The organism is Bacteroidota bacterium, from assembly GCA_016721765.1.
In the GTDB taxonomy this organism is placed as follows: domain Bacteria; phylum Bacteroidota; class Bacteroidia; order UBA4408; family UBA4408; genus UBA4408.
On record JADKHO010000001.1, the window covers coordinates 1,279,888 to 1,301,048 of the forward strand.

Consider the following 21,161-nt stretch of genomic DNA (forward strand, 5'->3'; position numbering starts at 1 on the left):
ATGACACTTAACGAAGCACAAGAGCAAGTCGATACTTGGATAAAGACGCATGGTGTACGCTATTTTAATGAGCTTACCAATATGGCTTTACTCACCGAAGAAGTAGGAGAGGTAGCACGCATTATTGCCCGCACTTACGGAGAACAATCTTCCAAAAATTCGGATATGGATAAAGAACTGGCGGATGAGTTGGCAGATGTGTTATTTGTGGTAATTTGTTTGGCCAATCAAACCGGAATTGATCTAGCAGCAGCGCTACAAAAAAATTTAGAAAAGAAAACACTTCGGGATGCGGAGCGGCACAAAGGGAATGAGAAGTTAAAATAAGTAGCTAGTTTAACTAGCTTTATTTGTAGCCGTTATAGGTCAATTTAATGTCATCAATTGCGATGTTTTTCTTTTGTGAATTCCAAACATAAACATTTACCTTATCATTTTCTTTTATTCTGTAATTGTCGAATCGAATGGTGGAAGAAATGTTTTGCCAGTTACTATTCTTTTTCGCGTCAATTTCAATTGCTTTCCAAACTACAATACTGTCTTTTTGGTTTTTAATTTGAAATACAATTATGCCCCCTTTATAGGTTTCGTCAAGTATCATATAATTGGCTGAAACACTAAGAGAATTCATATATTGAAGACTATCCAATTGCTTGGGATTATTGTCAATTGTGAGCCCGTATTCCAAAGCGGCAGGGAATTCGGAGGAGTGTTTTCCTGAACTGTAATAGGAGCTTCCAATTGCCGTTGCATCCATATAGTCTTTAGCATTCTCCATATCGTAGGAGAGGTTTAAAGTAATGGGAGATCCCAATTTTCTTAAATCAAAAACATCAATATTTTTATACGATCCCAATTTCACGGAAGTAAACCTAGCTAGTGCACTTTGATTATACATGTCGGGATTATTCACTATTAAAAATTTGGCTCCTTTTTTATTTTTCCTCAAACCAGTTTTCCGTCAAAGGGTTGGGTGCAGATGCCTGAGTCCATCCTTTTTGATTCATAAAGTAGAGACTGATATCAAAACTATAGTCCGGTAAACTTATCACTAAATCGTTTGGTTGGATTCCTAAGGATCTGAGATAGGGTGAGATTTCACGCAGTTGCTCTGTGTGTTGATGAAAATCAAACTTTGCCCATTGAAGTAAGGCGATTTCATTTTTTGAATAACAAGTGGGGTAATTTCGTTCTTGGGTATTGAAATAGCGAATAGAAGTTTTGGCACTGGCTAAGTAAACATTATAGGCTAAAATAAGGGCGAATATCATTTTAAACCATTCGGCTGAGAAAATACTTGAAAATGATTTTTGCATGAAAGCGAAAAAGGAAATCAATGCAAAGGCAACAAACACCAATAAATTGGTAAGGTAGTAATCATGACCTTCGGTTACAGCGCCGAACCATAGAATTAGAAATGCAATAACCGCAAAGAATAATTGTACGGTAATAAAGAGTAAGAAGCCATTCGTTTTTTTGAACAAAATCACCTGTGCAAAGAAAAAGGCAAATAGGAGCATTAAGGTTTCAAAATTAAAGAACTGATGAAGCGTCATCGCACCTTTAAAAAAGGTGATGCGTTTTTCAATATCAGCAGCACTGTAATCCCAAATAGGCATAATACCAACTAAAAACACACCCGAGCCATGTTCGTCGTTATAGCGTTGGGCATAGGAATACCATAAATACAAACCAATTGCTACAACAATGAAGGGGATAATTTGTCTTTTTTTATCTGTAAAAATTTTCCCGTTGTCTTTAAAATTTACTCCCAATATTTCAACCAAAAATACACCTAGAATTGAAAAATAGCTTAGCATGGAGGAAACCTTTAGCAGTCCCCCAATCAGAAAAAAAAGCAATGATAAATTCAGATGAGCATTTTTTCCTGAGTTATAAAATTTGCCAAAATAATACCATGCAATAAATGCAAAAGAGAGGCCTAGTGGGTCCATAATGAATCCATTAGAATAGTAAACTAAAATGGGAGAGGTGAATACCAATAATGCAATTAATATGGCCCAAAATGAATCGCGCAGTTTTTCTTCAATAAATCGAAACAGGAAAAACAAACCAGCATAAACAATTGAAAGATTTACCAAACGGAAAATAATTTCGTGTTTACCAAAAATTTTCCAAAGAAAGGCTACGAAGTAATAAATTGCCGGAAACTCACTTGCTGTCTTACCCGTTCCATCGTTGCTTGCAAAATATACAGCAGGAGAAAAAAAGTCCATTCCAAAATGATAGTAATTGGCAGCTAACGACAGGCAATCGCACTGGCGCCATTGGTGCACAATTCCCGGCGGACGCAAAATGATTTGATGATAATTGTATATTAATGAAAGCACCAAAAGAAGAAAAAGAAAAATCCATTTCGATTTTTGGGGGAAGTAAGGTTCTTTATTCATACGCAAAAGGTTTAATCCAAATTCGGGTTGATTCTTTTTGCAAAACTATAATTTTAACCATAGGAAAATAAATCAACTGTAAGGAATAGTTTTTAGCAGCAAACTACAGTTAGTTCATCTGGTAAAGAAATACATAGTTATCGGCAGCATAAATGAGCTTGAAGTTTTTGGTCAGCACTTCTTTTACTTCAGCCCATTGCACTTCTTTGAGCACATCATTATTCCCGTAAACGAGCACATAATCAATATTCCGCTTCACAGCAGCTGTATTATTGCTTGGCCAGAAAATACCAGCTACAGAGGATTTGCCAGCCAATTGTACCTGTGGGAGTTGTGTTGTGTTCCATTTCAGTGGAAACCAACCAATTGCAGCTTCATAACTATCAAGCACAACAACTGGTTTTTGAATAGCAATATAGTCGCCATAGTGCCCTTGCAGCCAATTTCCGGATAGGTCGATTGTAAAAATCAAGGAATTGTCTTTAATATGGTCCGCAGCTTTGCTAATACATGAGGCATCTTTACTCAAGGGAATTAACGCTTTTTTATACTGATAAGACAGCAACTGAAAATGACAAAACAAAATAACAATAATAAGGAAGGAGCCAAGCCATTTGGGAACAGATTGAATAGAAGCCCACAGGATGCAAAACATGAAAAAGAAAAGGCAATAACGGTCTGACATCATGCCAGCTCCTTGCCCATCCGGAATAACAAAGTAGAGCATTAAGCTTATGGACATAGCACATAGGATTAAAAACCCATAATGGTTCCGAGTTGGCGCAGCGGCATTACTGTTTTTTTTTGAAAAAAAGAAACCAGTTATGGTGGCAATAACAACAACAACTAGAATATACAGAAATGGCCTGGTGTACGTGTGCTCCTCTGGTGGAATGTAAGCAACTAGTGGTTTAACATCAATAAGCCAATCTATTAATTCTTCTAAACTCCTTTGGGTGCTTTGACTGTATTTAAAGGAAGTTAAGGTGGTATTTAATGAGAAGTAAATTAGCAACAGCAAAGCCGGCAATGCCGAAATAAAAAGTCCAAACAAATCCTTGAATATATCTTTTGTAGTTCGCTTTTGTTCCTTAGCAAGATGCTTGCTATAAAAAAATTCCGAGGCAGAAAATAGTCCTAATACCAATCCGAGAAAAAGAAAAGTTAGCCCATTTGAAAAATAGGTGAGGCAGAAGAGTAAACAGAAATAGAAATACTTTTTCAGCCCGTTTTGCGCTCTGGTTTTAACCAGTAATAAAGGGTGAAAAATAGAAATACGAATGAAAAAGTATTGTTGTAGAAACCCATTCTGAAAAGGTAGGAATAAACAAATGGAAATATAAGTATACTAAGGCCTGATTCAGTTGGATTGATTTGCCGCACCAATAAACGGAAGGATAGAGTAAGTGAGACCAAGTAGATGAGTAGAAAAATTTTTTCAGCGTGGTGGGCTGAAAACCCAAAGCGTAAGCTAGCCAGAAAAAATGGTCCATCCAATTAGGAACCGGTATTGTGTTAAAAACAAAAAAGGTGTTTATTATTTCGCTGTCACCTTTGATGAGATGATAAATTAAATTAGAATTATAAAGGTGAGCAGCACCATCAGAAGAGGGGTATAATTCAATTGAAAAAAGGAATATGATATTCGCAAGGAATACTCCATAAAACAAATACTTCGATTTTAAAGTACTTATAAATTTAGCTAAAGACTCTCCGCTGCCCTTGTGAAATTCTATAGCTGCCATTTTGATGCAGTGATTTTGTAATTATTTAGTCAGTAACTTCCAATTATAGATGCCCATTTTTTTGAAGAAATACAAAAAGGATACCCTCAGCACCCCTAAACCATATTTTGAACTTCGTGCAAAATTAATACTGGAAGCTTCGTCAAAATATTTCGTAGGACAAGTTACTTCAGCAATTTCGAAACCGGCATAAAAAATTTGAGCAATCATTTCATTGTCGAATACAAAATCATCGGAGTTTTGTTGGAACTTAATTTTTTGAAGTACTTCTTTTGAGAAAGCGCGATATCCCGTATGGTATTCAGAAAGCTTTTGGTTCATCAGCACATTTTGAGTAAAAGTTAGAAATCGGTTTGCGATGTATTTATACATTGGCATACCTCCTTTTAATGCTCCTTTTCCTAATATTCTTGAACCAAAAACCACCGGATACAAATCATTCCCAATAATCGATATCATGGCTTCTAACAGCATAGGAGTATACTGATAATCGGGGTGCAACATCACTACAATATCTGCATTTAGCTCAAGTGCTTTTGTATAACAGGATTTTTGATTTCCGCCGTAGCCGGTATTTTTTTGATGACGGATAATGTGTTTAATTCCAATTTTTGAGGCAACTTCTACTGTGTTATCCTTGCTGTTATCATCCACAAGAATTACTTCATCCACCAAATTAAATGGAATTTCTTTATAGGTTTTTTCGAGTGTTAAAGCAGCATTGTAAGCGGGTAAAACGATGGCCACTTTTTTATTTTTAAACATACGCTAATTGTTAAGAATTTAATGGGGCGCAAAAATGCAAAAATTAACTGAGAAATAGGAATTTACCGAATTGCAGAGCATCGTTTTTGCACATTGTTTAAAATTAAACTAACCCACCCACTTTCCATTCATGAAGGAATGGAATAAAATAAGTTGAATGATACAATTAATCATATAAAGAGGAATCCAAAGCAAACTTAATTTTTCCTTCCATAAAAGAGCGAGGAATCCACTAAGATACATGGTAAGCAAAATAAACAAACTTGCAATTTTAAAACCTGAATATGCATGGAAAACCAACCAAACCATCCCTATTAATACAACAGCCCCAATTAATTGTTGCGTTGATAGTTTTGTGTGCTTATAATGGTGCAACATAAACACCATCAGGAAGGGTGTCGCAAACATGTATCGATTAATACTCAGGATTGAAGTAGTTTTTGTTGCTGCATCGATTGGATTAAAAAAAACTATACTGCACAGCACCAGAAATAGGAATGAACATGAAAGCAAATAACTTTTATCTTGCTTATTGGAGTGTATGTTTAAACTGGCTAACCAATTTAGCAGGATTCTAAAACAAGCACCAAGGGAAAGCAATCCTACTAAGAATGCCGATGCATCCAAAGTTATTAATCGTGCCGCATCCCAAGTGGTGAGTGGAAACACCGGGATTGAGAACTTGCGGTTCCAATGCATACTTTGTGCTTTGAAATAGGCAAACCACGCACCTGTCTGATAATATTGTATCAGCACAACCAAGCCCATACCAAATAGAACGCAAAGCAAAAGTAAAAGGCTTTCTTTGATTAAAGCTGGAAGGGAAATGTCCTTTAACGAGCGCTCAAAAAGGACCATAAACACAATTGCTGGAATAAAAAACAAGGCTGTTGCTTTGGCCATTGTTGCTATTAATAGACCTATTATGCTAAATGCTTTTTGTTCCTTTTTTAATCCAATTAATAAAAGCGTACTTCCCAAAAAGAACAAACTTTCAGCATAGGGTACGTATAAGAAAAATATACTTGGAAGTGAAAGAAAAAGTAGGATTAATTCGCGCTTCATCAGGAATGTTTGGGCTAATAGCGAAATTGAAATAAGTGCGATAACTGCATTGAAAATGCTTATTTCGAAGGCATTCAAGCTCAATGCTTTCCACATCAGTGGAAACAAAGGAAAAAAGCCGGCATTACTTTGGATTTTATCTGAATACGAATAACCATTTTGCACAATGGAGTTGTACCAATTTGAATCCCATTTAAGCAAAGTGGATGTATTAGGAAAGACTTGTAAAATGCCACAACTATAAAGTAAAACGTATAGGGAAATCAGCACCAAAACATGAAATACTAAAACTTTATAAAGTGCTGTTTTTTCCATAAAAAGCATGGTTTTTAGTTAACCTGCTCGTTTTTGTAGGCAGCATAAGCCTGTTCGATAAAGCCCCAGCCAAATTTAGGTAAAGTAGCCTCAGTCGCCATTATCACAACAACTTGTTGCTTCTCGATTTCTGTTTTTAAATCAATGTCTTGAGGTGCTTTAGCTGCTTCCCAATCTTTGTTATACAGTTCCATATTGTAATACCAAAATTGATAATTATTAAAAAGTTGGTTAATATCCGCATTGCCATAAATTCCCCAATAAAAACTGTCGGCTATGGTGGTGCAATTTACTTTAACTCTATCTTTTTCGAGTATGTGATAATGCGGATAAGCAAGAATATCACACTCCGGTCCAAAGGCTAAATTCATTCCGTTTTTGATGTCTGCATCTCGGAATTTTATTCCATTCTCCATAGAAATTGAGTCAATGACCAATTCAGGAAGCGCTATGTTTCGCAACTTACCGATGTATTTTAGCAGACTGTCTTTTGCAAGTATTTCGCAATAGGTTGTCCAATGAATTCCGCATTTTGAAAATAATAAATAGGGGCTGCTGTCTTTTGTTTGATAAAATAGGACATAAAGTCCAGCACATTCAACTTTAAAGCTTTGGCAGTTTTAACATAGTATTCGTAATTAGTAATACTTTTTCACTTCTTAAACTATCCGGAATAAATTCAGGATAATAAGATGCTTTGCCTGGATTAAATACTAAAATTAGGTCAATGTTTTTTTTCTTAAGTGCAGTCGTTAAAAATTGAACTTTAGCTAAAACATGATCGATGCTGTCCTTACCAACAAAATCGCGCCCATAATAGGCATTGATGTAGCTCAGTTCATATAAATAATTTTCTTTCCCGATAATTACACCATTCGCTTTTGCCTTTCGATAGAGGCTATATGCCACTTGATTATTCAGTCGAATGAAATAATTTCTGAACCCAAATTTTTCATTTAAATAGGATTCCATTTCTTTTTGGTAATCCCCTTCCATCCATCGGCTGAAATCGAAAAGTGGCTTTTGACTTTCTGTAATGGCACCAAACAAAGGTTTAACTTTTACCATTCCGGTAAGCTGTTGCAGCAATGGAAGGAGTACTAACATTCCCATAAATACAAAAAGTAACCGCGTTTTTTTAGTTCCCATTTTTTAAAATCTAAAATAAATAAATGGATTAAAACCGGTGCCCGTGATGGAGGCAATACTGAGCGTGAATAGGCAAATTGCAACTAAGCTTAATACAAGGTGAGCTCTAAACGTATGCGTTTTAGAATACAACCATTCTTGAATTTGCAGCCCTTTGTTGAAGGATGTGAAAAATGCAAATAGCGTTCCTATCACAAAAATGCTAATCGTTTCGGGGCTGAGAAGCGTTAAATTTACTTGGGTACCTTTAAATGAAAATAGTTTTTCAATAAAAAAAATAGCATCGTCAAAATGTTCCAACCTAAAAAATACCCATCCAATCATAACTATAATAAAGGTTAGGACTGTTTTAATGAGTGGATGAATTTTCTTGTACCACTCAAGTAAAAAGCCACGTTCTAGAATGAGGAATAAACCATGATAGGCTCCCCAAATAATAAAATTCCACGAAGCGCCATGCCAAAATCCGGAAGCTAAAAACACTAGCCAAAGGTTGAGATATAAGCGCCTTTTTGAAACTTTATTTCCGCCTAATGGAATGTAAAGGTAATTGCGCATCCATGCACCAAGGGTGATGTGCCAACGTCGCCAAAAATCGGTTATACTTTGCGCTGTATAGGGATTATTGAAATTTTCGGGAAACACAAAGCCCATCATCATTCCCAAGCCAAGTGCCATATCGGAATAGCCGGAAAAGTCGAAATATATTTGGAAAGTATAAGCTAAAATTCCTAGCCAGGCTGAAAGGGTAGAAAGATCGTTCAAACTTCCGTTTAATAAATTATCGGCATACGCTCCCATTACATTTGCAATCAACACTTTTTTAGAAAGACCGAGCACAAAGCGTATAAATCCGTTTAATTTAAATTGAATGGTATCGTTTTTAGAGCGATCGGTTATTTGATCTGCAATTTCGTGGAAACGAATAATTGGTCCGGCAATTAATTTAGGGAACAGAATAATATACAATTGATAATCCCAAAAATTTTTCAATGGAGCATGCACCCTTCTGTACACATCCACCACGTATGTTACAGTTTCGAAGGTGTAAAATGATATTCCAATGGGCAGGAGAAGTTGTGTCCATTCCAACTCCACAAAGCCGAAAGAATAAAGCATTTCATTAATGTTTTGAACAAAAAAATTGCAATATTTAAAGTAGAAAAGCAAGCCCAAATTCATGCTCAGAGAGAGTACGAGAAAGAGTTTTTGCTGCCATTTTTTGGATGCGTAATACATCTTCCGAACTAGGAAGAAATCCAAAACCGTGGTGCCGATGATGACAAAAATAAATTTGGGTGCTCCCCAACTGTAAAAAAATATACTTGAAAGCAGAATGAAAAAATTACGGAAACGTGCAGGAATACTATAATAGAAAATGAAAAAGAGCGGTAAAAAATAAAGTAAAAAAATAACAGAGCTGAATACCATTTTTTGTTAGGCTATTTTTTCCAACGTTTTTCATCCAACACTCGTTTTATTTCCCAAGCCATAGCTTCGTTAAATGAAATGTGGTGTTGCATGGCTGAAGCTTCAATTGCGGTTAAGCGTTCTTTGCTTTGGCGAATTTCCTTTTTAATTTGATTCATGCTTTGGATCGCTTCTTCCGTCCCATAATCCATATCGTATCCAAATGCTGCGTCTAAATCAATTTGCTCTTCAAGTGAAATATATCGTTCTGCGGCTTTTTTCATTACTGCTGCAAACCACTCCGGATTGCCGGTAATTTTTCCCCGATAGCTATGCACAACTGAATCAATAAAATGCTTCGGAGCTTTATATGCAGTCATATCATTATCAATAACATATTCAATATCGCGCAGCATTTGCTCGTTTTCAGTGATATTATTTTTGGCTGCTTTTTGTTTAATATCGGCCTGCCAGTTGGAATCCTTGCTGACATTTCCTTTGAGCCACTCTACTTTTTCTTGTTTCGTCATGCATAAAATCGGATAGGCTTTATCAATAAACTCAAATGGAAAAAGGTCATAGGTTGCTTCTGAGGCCATGATAACAATTACATCCCTTTCGAGCAATTCATCACCATAATTTAATCCTCCAAAACCATCTTCTCTTTTTTTATTCTCCACATAAATACTTTTGTTGTAATACCAATAAACGTCACGTTTAAAGAATTTTTCCGGAAGCTCAAGTCCTGTCAATTGCCACCAATAGCTATCGCCAATGCCCAATACATCCGGCCGAACTTGTTTTTCGTATTTATGCGTACTCAGCTTAAAATAAGGAACCGGTTGGTGGAAAAGTGCGTGAGGTAAATTCATCAGTTCTTCTGCATCGTGTTCTTGCTCTCTTAAGCTGTCGCTGAGGTAAACTCTATATGAGGTTACGTCCGGCAAATCAATATTTCGTAAGTGTTCAATGTAATGTACAAGTGTATCGGTAGTGAGATAGGTCCCGTGTGGCGTATAATGCACACCCAGTTCGGGATATAAGGCATAGCGCGTCTTTCTTTTTAATGAAAGAAACCAGGAATTTAAATCCAAATAATTTACACCGGATTTTGTAAAAGCTGCAGAGTAAGCACTAAGATTTGTTTCAGCTTTTTTTTGCTTGTTCATATACTCCGGCAAAAACTCACTGTAAAAAGATGCCTTACCGGGAGCAAAAATTACAATTAAATCAACTCCCTGATTTTTCAATGTATCCTGAATTTGCTTTAGTTTGCGCACATTTTCATCCACCTTGTCTTGCCCAATAAAATTGAGTCCCATGTAATTGTTTGTATAGCTGGTGAGATACAAATAGTTGTATTTTCCAACCACCACACCGGGCGCATCGCTTTGGTGAAAAAGTCGAAATTTCAAGTTATTCAGGAGGCGAATCAGATAGGCTCTTGCACCAAAATTATGGTCAATATATTTATTGAATTGTTCTTGGTATTCTCCTGATTTTAAAGCAGCAAGAGTTAATTTAGGTTTTTCAAAATTTTCAAATGTTCCTTTTAAAGGCGCAACTGTAAAGATGTTTTTTTTCTTCTGGAGGTAGGGAAAAACAAGACATCCAAGGATTGAAAAATAGAGCAGGTATTTTATCGCTTTTTCCATTTCCTTAAAATCTGAAATAAATAAAGGGATTAAAATTACTCGAAGTAATGGCTGCCACAGATAGCATAAATACAATAACGGCAGCAGCAGTCATGACTATGTTTCCTTTAATTCCATAATAGGAATAGTAGATGGCTTGCTGGATTTTTTCACCCCATTTAAAACTGGTAAGGAATGAAAACAAAATGGCCAAAGCACCAAAAAATAAAAATTGATTATCGAGTAAAGCACCATCAACAAAGAAGTTAAAATCAACTAATTTTTTTATCATCGCCACCGCAAAACTAAAGGAGTTTGCTCTAAAAAATATCCAACCAATAACAACTACAATAAAGCAAATTAGAGTAGCAGGAATTTTACCGATTTTAGCATAAAACTTTAACAAAAAGGCACGCTCCAACACCAGCCATATTCCATGATAAATGCCCCAAATTATAAAGGTCCAAGCAGCACCATGCCAAAAACCGGAGGCTAAAAACACAAACCATAAATTAAAGTACAAACGACTTTTGGAATCTACCTTGCTTCCACCTAGTGGTATGTAAAGGTAGTTGCGCATCCAGTTACCAAGTGTCATGTGCCACCTGCGCCAAAATTCTGTAATGCTTTGTGAGGTATACGGATTGTTAAAATTTTCGGGGAATTTAAAGCCCATAATTTTGCCCAAGCCTATTGCCATATCGGAATATCCCGAGAAATCGAAATATATTTGAAAGGTATAGGCAAGTGCTCCTAACCATGCAGTTCCGGCAGTAAGCGTGGTGACATCGGCATTAAAAATAGCATCGGCTTTTGCAGCCATAACATTGGCAATAAAAACTTTTTTACCCAGTCCGATACAAAAGCGATAAAAACCGGTGAGCATGTTATCGATATTGTAATTGGCGGAACGATCGCTTATTTGATCTGAAATTTCATGGTAACGCACAATAGGTCCGGCAATCAGTTTTGGAAATAAAATAATGTACATTTGGTAATTCCAAAAATTATTGAGCGGCTTGTGCACTCTTCGGTAAACATCAATGGCATAGGTTAAACTTTCGAAGGTGTAAAAGGAAATTCCAATAGGTAATAAAACATTCGTCCACCGCACTTCATGAATCCCAACCGAGTGTAGTATTAGGTTAAAATTGGCTACAAAAAAGTTACAATATTTGAAATAAAACAACATGCCCAAGTTCAGGCAAAGCGACAATACCAAAAACAGACGTCTGCGTTTTTCTGTTTGAGCATTGTGCATGATTTTTACCAGAAAAAAATCGGCGGTTGTGGTACCTAAAATGGCAAAAATAAAGAGGGGAGCTCCCCATGCATAAAAGCCAATACTCCCCAAGAGAATGACAAGATTTTTCAGTTTTGCTGGAGTAATAAAATACACCAGTAAAAATGCCGGCAAAAAATAAAGAAGGAAGATAACACTGCTAAATACCATACGTTTATTCTACTTCTACAGATAATATTTCACCTACAATATCTTTGCTCGGATAGGGAACAAAGTTTTGTTTAAAAGGCGCTAGGGCCACCATTCTTGATTGTGCCACTCCTGTGTAAAAATCATTACCATTTGATTGTTAGGAATGCTGCTGAACTCATCTGTCATCACACAAATCGTTTTCAATTTATTTTTTTCGGAACCGATTTTCCATATGATGCGTTCCGGGAGCCATTCAATTTCGAAGTAATAATAATCGTTCGCATAAATTTCATCGTGGTCAACGGGTATTTTTGCAGTAAGTGCTTTGTAAAAATGATCCCAACGATGAAACAAATAAGTATTGCTATCTACCGTAAAATTTTTGGCTCCTATGTCAAATTTCTTTGGCATGTGGCAGGCCATATCCCAATTGGTGCAACATACCATGATGTTTCGGTTAGCGGTACCATCTTCCGTTTTATAGGTGGTGTTGCTATTGTTATATGATGTTTTGGGCCAATAAGGTGTTTCTTTCAAGAGTTCAAAATCGATTTCAGAATAACAAATTGATTTTTTGCTTTTGCTTAAGGAGGCTTCCACATCAGGTAAACTCTTCTCCAAATAGCCAATATCTGCATCACAAATTCGTCTCTTATTCCACTCTCCATCACCTTGAAACAACAGCCAAAATGCATTTGTCAAACCATTCCACACATTATCTTTGCTGAGTTGTTTTGGAAATTTTAGTTTGGCTATAAATTTTCCATAAGTAAAACCAATTCGGGTATTTACACCAACATGTTCTTTTCTAAATTCACCAGGAGGGGTAGCGGGATTTATTAGAGTTAGTTTATTGTTCAGCTTATCGGGGATAACCGTTTTGCACGGATAATCGCTCGTACATACAAAATTCTTGACCAAATTGGAGCCGTTTTCATATTCTTTCATCCATTTAAAATAATCACTTCGCGAAACATTGTCGCCTACCACATCAGCGGTAATCGGAATATTTCTTAGCAAAAAATCTTTATTTACATAATGGAAATACTGTGCAAATTGAGCTTGTTTATAGAGGCTATCTGCATCACCACAGGTACTGCAATAATTTTCCTTGGAGTAGTTGGATTTTCCCATTTTAAAAACGTCTTCATAAACGCCACTTGCTAAATTAAATTTTGTTTTCACTTGAATAATCGGCGCATAAAATAGTTTTGTTTCGGTAAGTGCTGCAAGGTTCTTAGGGGTATAAAATGAAAAGGGATTTACAAATTTTCCTGAATCGTTCTTTGATGCAATATTTTGAACCGGATAGGGGATTTTTACTAAATCTTTGCCGCTTGTAATAACCAGCATAATTTTATAATTGCCCATCCGTGGATTTTTTTTCCAACGGTTATTGTACGTTTTTTCTCTTTGCATCTCATCATTAATGAGCCAAAGAGCATTTTGATATAATTCTTCTTCCAAGGGAATTTTAGCAATTTTTGCTTTTTCTTTTACTTGTTCCATCCATTCAGGAATGTGACGGATGTCGTTCTTTTTTTTCTCGATAAATGGAGTATTTAAAATAAATTTATTGGGGTCACTGCCAAAACAGGAACTTTCGTTTCGTGGATTTCCATTAATTTTAAAACTATCTACTACCAACTCTTCATCGCCCGGAAGGAGCTCTGTAGTGGGCATAAAATTTAGTTCCGCATCTTGCCAACTCCCATAAAAATTTTCATCCGAGTAGGTATGATTATCCGGAAACTTATAGCTTTCGTTTTGGTAATATATTTTGTAGTAAAAACGTTGCGGGAAGGAGGAAGTGTTTTTTAAGCGAAAACTAAAATTAAAAAAGCCATTATCGGTTTGACGAATAGTTGGAATCTCAATTCCATTTAATACTGCATCCGTTAAATCACACGTTATCGAAAGCGTATCTTGGTTGGTATAGACTTTATAATTGCTCAAAAAATTTACCTCGCTCAGTTCAAATGAGTCAGAAGAAATGCACGAAGAAAATAAAACAGGAAGCAGAAAATAAATGAGCTTATTTTTAAGGGCTGCGATATGATTACTCATTCATTCTGTCTTTTTGGGCCATCGTTAATTTTTGCAAATCTAAAAATTTATCGCACAGGCAAAAGGAATACTTTAGAACAAGGCAAGGTTTTATTTTGACTTGAAGCCGAAGCAGAGATAAAAGTTGGATAGCTTTTGTCAATAATTTATTTCCAGATGCATCTTGCCCTCTGAATTAGATGTTATGCCTCAAAAACTGTATGTTTTTGTAGGGAATTATAAGTATTCACTTTTTTTCTAGTACTCTTTTATCTCCTGCCATCCAAGATTTTTGGAATGCTAAATCATTTAGGTTTCCGAGTCCATTGCGAGTGATGGATGTAGTAATAGCAACCAGTAAGTTAGCTACGTCCTCCTTTTTTCTATTTTTGCACGAAAATTACTTGTAAATGAATTCACACCAAACAAATTTTAAGCTTCGAATTAAGTTCTTCTGCCTAGTTATGACAATGCCTATTTTATTAGTCACTGTTTTGTTGTCATCCTGCACCAGAAAGCAAAAGCCTGATCGTTATCATTATTATCAGAGCTTTGAAGAGCTCAATGGTTGGTTTCCAACGCCTCCAACGCTAAATACAACAATCATCCCACACTCCGGAATTTATTCCATTTATACCGACGAAAATTACCCATACAGTAACACACTAAAGATAAAGTTTAAAGATATTGATACTAAAATGCCAAAAAAAATGAAGGCCGCTGTGTGGTGTTATACTTCAACAGATTTGGCGGGCGCAAAATTATGCCTCCAAATTAAAAATGACTCCAATGAATATAAGTTATGGGCAGCTATTGAATCGAAAGATGTGGTTACCACGGCTCAAAAATGGACAAAGCTGGAAATCACTGCTGAAATCACAAAGGCACTTTATTCTCCTGAAAACGAAATTGCACTTTATGTTTGGAATCCAGGGAAGGATAAAGTCTTCTTGGATGATTTTTCATTAGAAATTTTTCAATAATTATCAAAAAGCTTTGTAGAGATGAACCGGATGTTTACTTACCTGTTTAAAAAAAGGAAATACACAAGTATAATACTACTTTGCACTGTCATTATCGCTTGTAATAGATTTGGCGATTCCGATAATCTACATTATTACCAAAACTTTGAAGCCGTGAAGGGTTGGTTTGGGATGGGGTCTTTGGACAATAGTATAAAAGCACACTCAGGCAATTATTCGATCCGAACAGATGCAGAATTTCAGTACAGTTTTGGATTTGAAAGCACGGTGTCGGAAATTAGTAAAAAGCCATTAAAAAAAATTCGGGCAACTGTATGGATGTATAGCAAACTAAAAGATTGTAACGGTGAGTTTTGTGTTCAAATTTTGAATACTGCCGGCGAAAACAAATTATGGAAATCAAAATTATTTCAAGAAGTTATAAAGTCTGAAGGTAAATGGACAAAAGTGATTATAGAAACAGACATACCTAGAGATGCATTGACGCCAGAAAATAAGGTTAAAGTTTTTCTTTGGAACAAAGGATCTGTTCCGGTTTACGCCGATGATTTTGAATTGGTATTCACAGAATAATAGATTTCATTTAAACGGTGTCATCAACCCTTTCGCAGTATTTTTCACTTTTTAGTAAGCCAATTACACTGCTCTTTGCGAGCCTTGTCTCCTATTGGATTTACGACAATCAAGACCTAATCAGCGATGACAATATTCATGCATTTTTAATGGCCATTGCCGCCATTGTTGCCATTTTTACTTTGAGTGGATCTTGGGACTATCTGACTGATGGTAAGGTAATGCTCAAAATGAAAAACTGGGGCTTAACCAACTATCAATTCACTTATTTCGCATTATCCATTTATTTCGCCTATCATGTTTTTTTGAATTACTCTCCCTACATGTTTGACGATTCCGCATTTACCTTACGTTACCTCGATAATTTTTGGGACGGCTATTTTTATCATTACAACAAAAGTGACCCACCTGTTTTTGGTATTTCCTGTTTTTCGTTTGGGATTTTTACCGGTCTTTGGTGCTATCTTCATTTACTTAGTCCTGAGCAAAGCATTCACCTGGCTGGCTTTATTGGCTTAATACTGGTTAGTTTTTTGAGTTTTAAAATACTCCGCGAAACTATTTCGGATAATCGCTTGATTTTAATATCCTGGATAGTGGTTATTTTCAGCAGCAAAATGTTATTGAATGTTGCCAAATCCGGGATGGAATCCTCCTTTCACGTTTCCATTGTGCTTGCTGCATTATTGTTTTTTTTACAAAATAAACCCAAATGGATGTGGTTGTTTTTGGCCTTTTCGGTTATTTCTAAATTAGATGCGGTGCCACTTGTAATGGTAGCAGGAATTACATTTCTGGCGATTAACCGTAAACAATTTACCCCACTAACTTTAAATAACATTTTTGTTAAGGATCTTCTGTTTTTTGCAGTACTTCCGATGATTCTTTGGATAATAATTGCCACACTTATATTTGGTAGCCCATTGCCCCAGTCGGCTTATTCCAAAATTTTTCTTCATTATCATCCGAGCGATTACTGGTTCCCATTCTTTAAATACTACGCTACCGGAGGAAGAATCGAATTGATTTTTTTACTTTTTGCTATTTTGCTTATTGCACATTTATGTTTTGTGCTGTTTAGCAAAATGAGTCATTCAATTAAGAACCTGGTTTTTGGCTTTTCTTATTTTGCTGTTATGTTGCTCTTTTATTTCTATAATCCGGGGGAACAAATGGCCTGGTATTATGTGTTACCCGATTTGTTGATGTTCCTGCAAATTGCGATAAGTGCAGCATTTTTTATCCAACTTATCGCGATTCCTTGGTTGCGGATTGTTTTGGCGAGCAGCGCAATTTTCTTTTATATCGGATACATTGGTGTGGATGTTATTGGTGGAAAATATTGGATGGAAAACTACTTGGGTGTGGTGGAACGCGAACGTTTAGAAGTTGGCAAATATGTGGGAAACATGGTGGGAGCAAAGGATTCCATAATGTCGAATCATGGATTGCCGGTGCGGCATGTGAAAGGATACGTAATTGATATGTCCGGATTGAATTCAAAATTTGCAGCTGATTTTAAAATTGATCCCGAGCTACTCTTTAAAAAGTATCATCCGCAATGGGCCATCAGCCACAATTCTGTTCCCTATGCTGCGCTGCTTTCCGCAAATGGGTATGAGCCGGTTCGATTATTTTATGACATTACAGCCTATACTTTTCCGCAATGGTGCCTTTATAAAAAGCGATTGAAAACTACTGAAATGCGTATTTTTAAGCCTATCGATTCCACGATGGTTGCAAGTACCAAGCCATCCTACAACGGAGGAATTGTGCTCTATCAAGACGATACCCTAGAAATAAATCTTGACTCCTTATCCTACATTAAGAAAATTTATTTTGGAATTCAACGCAACAGCTTACCCTATCGCTTAGAAATAAAAAGGCAGTTGGGAAATACACTGGTTTCTACCGATACGATAGCCATTGAGCCAATAGGAGAATATCCTTTGGACTCAAAGTACACCAAATCCATCGAGCTCAATTATGATTCAAGCGCTGCCTATAATTCAATTGTGTTGAATGCGCTAACCAAAGGGTTTTTGTTTACCATTGTTGAACCGTATATTTATAAGAAAAAATAAACTAAATGTATTTCAATAATGATTGGGCATTGGTAATTCCTATGGCCAACGAAGAAAGGGATTTTGATGTTTTTATCACCGAACTTAAAAAGGTTTTCGACCGCTTACAATCCGGCAAAGCTTATTTAGTGGTTGATAATGCTTCAAAAGACCGCACCTTACAATTGTGTCAGAATCTTTCGCGTGAGGATAATCGCTTCGAAACAGTATGGGCTCCCGAAAATAAAAATGTGGTGGATGCATACATACGCGGCTATCGTGAAGCCTATAAAAACAAACACGAATTCATTATTGAAATGGATGCTGGAATGAGCCACGACCCAAATTCTATTCCTATGTTTTTGAGGGTGTTGAACGAAGGCAACGAGTGTGCATTCGGAAGCCGCTTCATGAACGGGGGTTCCATGGGAGATTCACCTTTTACCCGCAGAACCCTCTCTAAAATGGGAACTGTTTTGTCTAACATTTTGTTGGGCACAAAACTATATGACATGACTTCCGGCTTTCAAGGATTTCATGCAAAGGTAGTTGGTGAATTATTGAATTATCAATTATTGTCCAAAGCACATTTTTATCAAACAGAAGTGCGCTACCTCATGCGTAAAAAGCGCTTTGCCGAAGTGCCCATACATTATCAAGCCCCTTCTCCAAGTGTATCACAAAAAGCTATTTCAAATTCAATTTCTGTTTTGAAATATTATTTCTTTCAACGCCTTTTTTCCAAACCAATTGCGCTCTAACGAATGAACTCCAACTGTGCCCTTATCATAACTTCCATTGCAACTCCCGATAATAAAGTATTGCAAACCTTCGCTCAAGATTGTCCTAAACACAAGGTTGATTTTATTGTTATTGGTGATAAGCCATCACCTATAAATTTTAAGTTGGAAGGATGCGATTTTTACGGATTAGAAGCTCAACGTAACTTGGATTTTAGTTTTGCTAAATTGGTTCCGGAACGGCATTACTCCCGCAAGAATATTGGTTATCTTCAAGCAATTAAAAGGGGTGCCAAAATGATTATCGAAACCGATGACGATAATTTTCCACGCGAAAAATTTTGGAATAGCCGTCAGCCCAATCATACAGTTTCAGCCCTTCAAAATGAAGATTGGGTAAATGTATACAAGTATTTTAGTAGCGGTTATATTTGGCCTCGCGGCTATCCATTAGAACAAATACAAAAGGAAGTTCCATTGTTGATTGATAACCCTCCAAAAGAAGTGTATTGTCCTATTCAACAAGGCTTAGCCGATGAGAATCCGGATATTGATGCAGTTTTCCGACTTACGCAACCACTTCCACATAGTTTTGATATTAATGCAAAAGTTGCATTAGGGGATAAAACCTGGTGTCCCTTTAACAGTCAAAACACCACCTTTTATTCCGATGCTTTTCCTTTGCTCTATTTACCCTCTCATTGTAGTTTTCGGATGACTGATATTTGGCGCAGCTTTGTGGCGCAACGCATTTGTTGGGAAAATGAGTGGTTTGTATTATTTGATGAAGCAACGGTTTGGCAAGAGCGAAACACACATAATTTGATGCGTGATTTTGAAGATGAGATTCCGGGCTATCTCAACAATTCAAAAATTTGCAAAACCCTTGGTGATCTGAAGTTAAGGAAAGGAAAAGAACATATTTTCGAAAATTTGGTTTCCTGTTACCAGTCCTTAATCGATATTAATGTTGTAGGCGCAGCCGAAATGCCATTGCTTCAGGCGTGGATTGAGGATTTAACGAAGTTGAGCTGATTATTCTTTAAACCAACCCGAATACATGATATAATTATTGGCAATACGATTGATTTCGCCATTAATTAATTCTTGAGAAATATCCTTGACTTTTTTAGCCGGAACACCGGCATAAATACTTCCGGCTTCCACTATTGTGTTTTCGAGCAATACTGCACCTGCTGCAATAATCGAATTTGATTGAATTTCGCAGTTGTCCATTACAATTGCGCCCATCCCTATTAACACATTATCGTGCACCTTACATCCATGCACAATCGCATTATGTCCAATAGATACGTTGTTCCCGATTTCGGTTGTTGTTTTCAAATAGGTGCAATGAATTACTGCACCATCCTGCACATTTACTTTATTCCCCATTCGTATGGAATTAACGTCACCACGCACCACAGCATTAAACCACACACTGCAATTGTCGCCCATTACCACATCGCCCACCACAGTTGCATTTTCGGCTAGGTAACAATCGGCTCCAAAACTTGGATGTACTCCCTTAACGGGTTTAATTAATGCCATTTTAACTTGATTTAATGCGGAATGATAAAAGAACCGGGACTATTTCAAAATTTCACTTTTCGATTTTCCAATTTCGGCTTCTACATTCATAATTTCTGCCTGAATGCGAATACTTTCGTCGTGCACCAACAAATACAATTGTTTTACAAATTCCCCGCTAAGTCCAAGTGTTTCGCCATTTTGCATTTGATTTTTTAAAATCTCTTTCCAACGGTCCACTTGCAGTATCGTAACTTTGTTATCGCGCTTGTAGCTCGCAATCTGTCCCACCATGTTCATGCGTTGTGCCATCAATTGCAACACTTCATCATCCGCATGATTAATTTTATCGCGTAGTATAGTTAACTGATTTTTAAACTCTTCATTTTCAGAAAAGGATTCGCGTATATGCAAGGCTTGAATTAACTCAAACAATTGAAAAGGAGTTACCTGCTGCTTTGCATCACTTAGCGCCACACTCGGATTAATATGCGTTTCAATCATCAAACCATTCAAATCCAAATCCATTGCCTTTTGAGCCACATAAGGTATCATAGTGGTATTTCCACAAATGTGACTGCAATCGCAAATTATAGGTAAATCCGGGAAAATAGATTTTAATTCAATCACCATATCCCATTTTGGGGCATTGCGGAAGGGTGTAGTATCATAAGTGTGAAAGCCGCGGTGAACTGCAACCAATCGGTCAATTCCTGAACTGTTTAACCGCTCCAAAGCACCCATCCACAATTGTAAATCCGGATGAATAGGATTTTTCACAAAAACAGGAATGTCCACACCCTTTAAAGCGTCGGCAATTTCCTGTACATAAAATGGATTTACCGTTGTACGCGCTCCAATCCACAACATATCAATGCCGGCTTTTAAGCACTCTTCTACATGTTGTGCATTGGCAACTTCTGTGGCGGTAGGCAGACCTGTAACTTCTTTTACTTGTTTGAGCCAACTCAGACCAGTGCTTCCAACACCTTCAAAGGAGTTAGGCCGGGTGCGCGGTTTCCAAATTCCTGCACGAAAGATAGCCTTCGGAAAAAAGGCTGCGATTCCTTTTGCTGTCTCCAGCACCTGCTCGGCCGATTCGGCGCTGCAAGGTCCGCATACCAATACCGGTTTTTTTTGCGCTGCCAACCAATCTGATTTCAGCGCCAATGTTGTTTGTGTCATCGTATAGTACTACAAAGAACTAGATTTTTTGTTTATTTATGAAATAAGTTCCTAAAATCTTTTTTGCTGGTTTTAACCGTCTAAAGGCGAGAATCGGAATCACCAATCAGGT

Annotated in this window: 20 protein-coding genes; 6 read left to right on the forward strand and 14 right to left on the reverse strand. The window is 36.8% G+C overall.

What is annotated here, in order from left to right; translation table 11 throughout:
- Complete coding sequence (locus tag IPP32_04395; GenBank protein MBL0047322.1) at positions 1 to 327, forward strand: nucleotide pyrophosphohydrolase; 327 nt, start codon at positions 1 to 3, stop codon at positions 325 to 327.
- Positions 328 to 346: 19 nt separating this feature from the next.
- Here IPP32_04395 and IPP32_04400 read toward each other — a convergent pair whose 3' ends face one another.
- The 12 genes from IPP32_04400 to IPP32_04455 form a co-directional block, all read right to left on the reverse strand.
- Positions 347 to 913 carry a hypothetical protein gene (locus tag IPP32_04400; GenBank protein MBL0047323.1) on the reverse strand — a complete coding sequence of 189 codons (567 nt, stop codon included), beginning with the start codon at positions 911 to 913 and terminating at the stop codon, positions 347 to 349.
- Positions 914 to 935: 22 nt separating this feature from the next.
- Positions 936 to 2,411, reverse strand: coding sequence for a glycosyltransferase family 39 protein (locus tag IPP32_04405; GenBank protein ID MBL0047324.1), 1,476 nt, complete (start codon positions 2,409 to 2,411; stop codon positions 936 to 938).
- A 109-nt stretch (positions 2,412 to 2,520) separates the two neighbouring features.
- Positions 2,521 to 3,558 (reverse strand): hypothetical protein, encoded by a 1,038-nt coding sequence (locus IPP32_04410; GenBank protein ID MBL0047325.1) that lies wholly within the window; start codon positions 3,556 to 3,558, stop codon positions 2,521 to 2,523.
- Positions 3,559 to 3,655: 97 nt separating this feature from the next.
- Positions 3,656 to 4,156, reverse strand: a complete 501-nt coding sequence (locus IPP32_04415; GenBank protein ID MBL0047326.1) for a hypothetical protein — start codon at positions 4,154 to 4,156, stop codon at positions 3,656 to 3,658.
- A 21-nt stretch (positions 4,157 to 4,177) separates the two neighbouring features.
- Positions 4,178 to 4,921: a glycosyltransferase family 2 protein gene (locus IPP32_04420; protein ID MBL0047327.1), complete on the reverse strand. Its 744-nt coding sequence runs from the start codon at positions 4,919 to 4,921 to the stop codon at positions 4,178 to 4,180.
- Positions 4,922 to 5,029: 108 nt separating this feature from the next.
- Positions 5,030 to 6,301, reverse strand: coding sequence for a hypothetical protein (locus tag IPP32_04425; GenBank protein MBL0047328.1), 1,272 nt, complete (start codon positions 6,299 to 6,301; stop codon positions 5,030 to 5,032).
- Positions 6,302 to 6,315: 14 nt separating this feature from the next.
- On the reverse strand, positions 6,316 to 6,717 hold the full coding sequence (locus IPP32_04430) for a hypothetical protein (GenBank protein ID MBL0047329.1): 402 nt from the start codon (positions 6,715 to 6,717) through the stop codon (positions 6,316 to 6,318).
- Positions 6,718 to 6,904: 187 nt separating this feature from the next.
- Entirely contained in the window at positions 6,905 to 7,450 is a 546-nt protein-coding gene (locus IPP32_04435) for a hypothetical protein (GenBank protein MBL0047330.1), read from the reverse strand.
- Between the two features lie 3 nt (positions 7,451 to 7,453).
- The gene (locus IPP32_04440; protein MBL0047331.1) at positions 7,454 to 8,881 is read right to left on the reverse strand and encodes an MBOAT family protein; all 1,428 of its coding nucleotides are present in this window, start codon (positions 8,879 to 8,881) and stop codon (positions 7,454 to 7,456) included.
- An 11-nt stretch (positions 8,882 to 8,892) separates the two neighbouring features.
- Positions 8,893 to 10,515, reverse strand: a complete 1,623-nt coding sequence (locus IPP32_04445; GenBank protein ID MBL0047332.1) for a hypothetical protein — start codon at positions 10,513 to 10,515, stop codon at positions 8,893 to 8,895.
- A 4-nt stretch (positions 10,516 to 10,519) separates the two neighbouring features.
- Positions 10,520 to 11,947 carry an MBOAT family protein gene (locus IPP32_04450; GenBank protein ID MBL0047333.1) on the reverse strand — a complete coding sequence of 476 codons (1,428 nt, stop codon included), beginning with the start codon at positions 11,945 to 11,947 and terminating at the stop codon, positions 10,520 to 10,522.
- 81 nt (positions 11,948 to 12,028) lie between these two features.
- Complete coding sequence (locus IPP32_04455) at positions 12,029 to 13,996, reverse strand: hypothetical protein (GenBank protein ID MBL0047334.1); 1,968 nt, start codon at positions 13,994 to 13,996, stop codon at positions 12,029 to 12,031.
- Positions 13,997 to 14,385: 389 nt separating this feature from the next.
- On the opposite strand from IPP32_04455, the gene IPP32_04460 reads away from it, so the two are divergent.
- From IPP32_04460 to IPP32_04480, 5 genes are all read left to right on the forward strand, one after another.
- Complete coding sequence (locus tag IPP32_04460) at positions 14,386 to 14,958, forward strand: hypothetical protein (GenBank protein ID MBL0047335.1); 573 nt, start codon at positions 14,386 to 14,388, stop codon at positions 14,956 to 14,958.
- A gap of 153 nt (positions 14,959 to 15,111) precedes the next feature.
- The gene (locus IPP32_04465) at positions 15,112 to 15,531 is read left to right on the forward strand and encodes a hypothetical protein (protein ID MBL0047336.1); all 420 of its coding nucleotides are present in this window, start codon (positions 15,112 to 15,114) and stop codon (positions 15,529 to 15,531) included.
- 17 nt (positions 15,532 to 15,548) lie between these two features.
- Positions 15,549 to 17,615 (forward strand): hypothetical protein, encoded by a 2,067-nt coding sequence (locus IPP32_04470; GenBank protein MBL0047337.1) that lies wholly within the window; start codon positions 15,549 to 15,551, stop codon positions 17,613 to 17,615.
- Positions 17,616 to 17,656: 41 nt separating this feature from the next.
- Entirely contained in the window at positions 17,657 to 18,355 is a 699-nt protein-coding gene (locus IPP32_04475; GenBank protein ID MBL0047338.1) for a glycosyltransferase, read from the forward strand.
- 3 nt (positions 18,356 to 18,358) lie between these two features.
- Positions 18,359 to 19,369: a DUF288 domain-containing protein gene (locus IPP32_04480; GenBank protein ID MBL0047339.1), complete on the forward strand. Its 1,011-nt coding sequence runs from the start codon at positions 18,359 to 18,361 to the stop codon at positions 19,367 to 19,369.
- On the opposite strand, the gene IPP32_04485 is transcribed toward IPP32_04480, so the two are convergent.
- Positions 19,370 to 19,885, reverse strand: coding sequence for a gamma carbonic anhydrase family protein (locus IPP32_04485; protein MBL0047340.1), 516 nt, complete (start codon positions 19,883 to 19,885; stop codon positions 19,370 to 19,372).
- Between the two features lie 39 nt (positions 19,886 to 19,924).
- Positions 19,925 to 21,049 (reverse strand): bifunctional 3-deoxy-7-phosphoheptulonate synthase/chorismate mutase type II, encoded by a 1,125-nt coding sequence (locus tag IPP32_04490; protein ID MBL0047341.1) that lies wholly within the window; start codon positions 21,047 to 21,049, stop codon positions 19,925 to 19,927.
- Positions 21,050 to 21,161 lie beyond the last annotated feature (112 nt).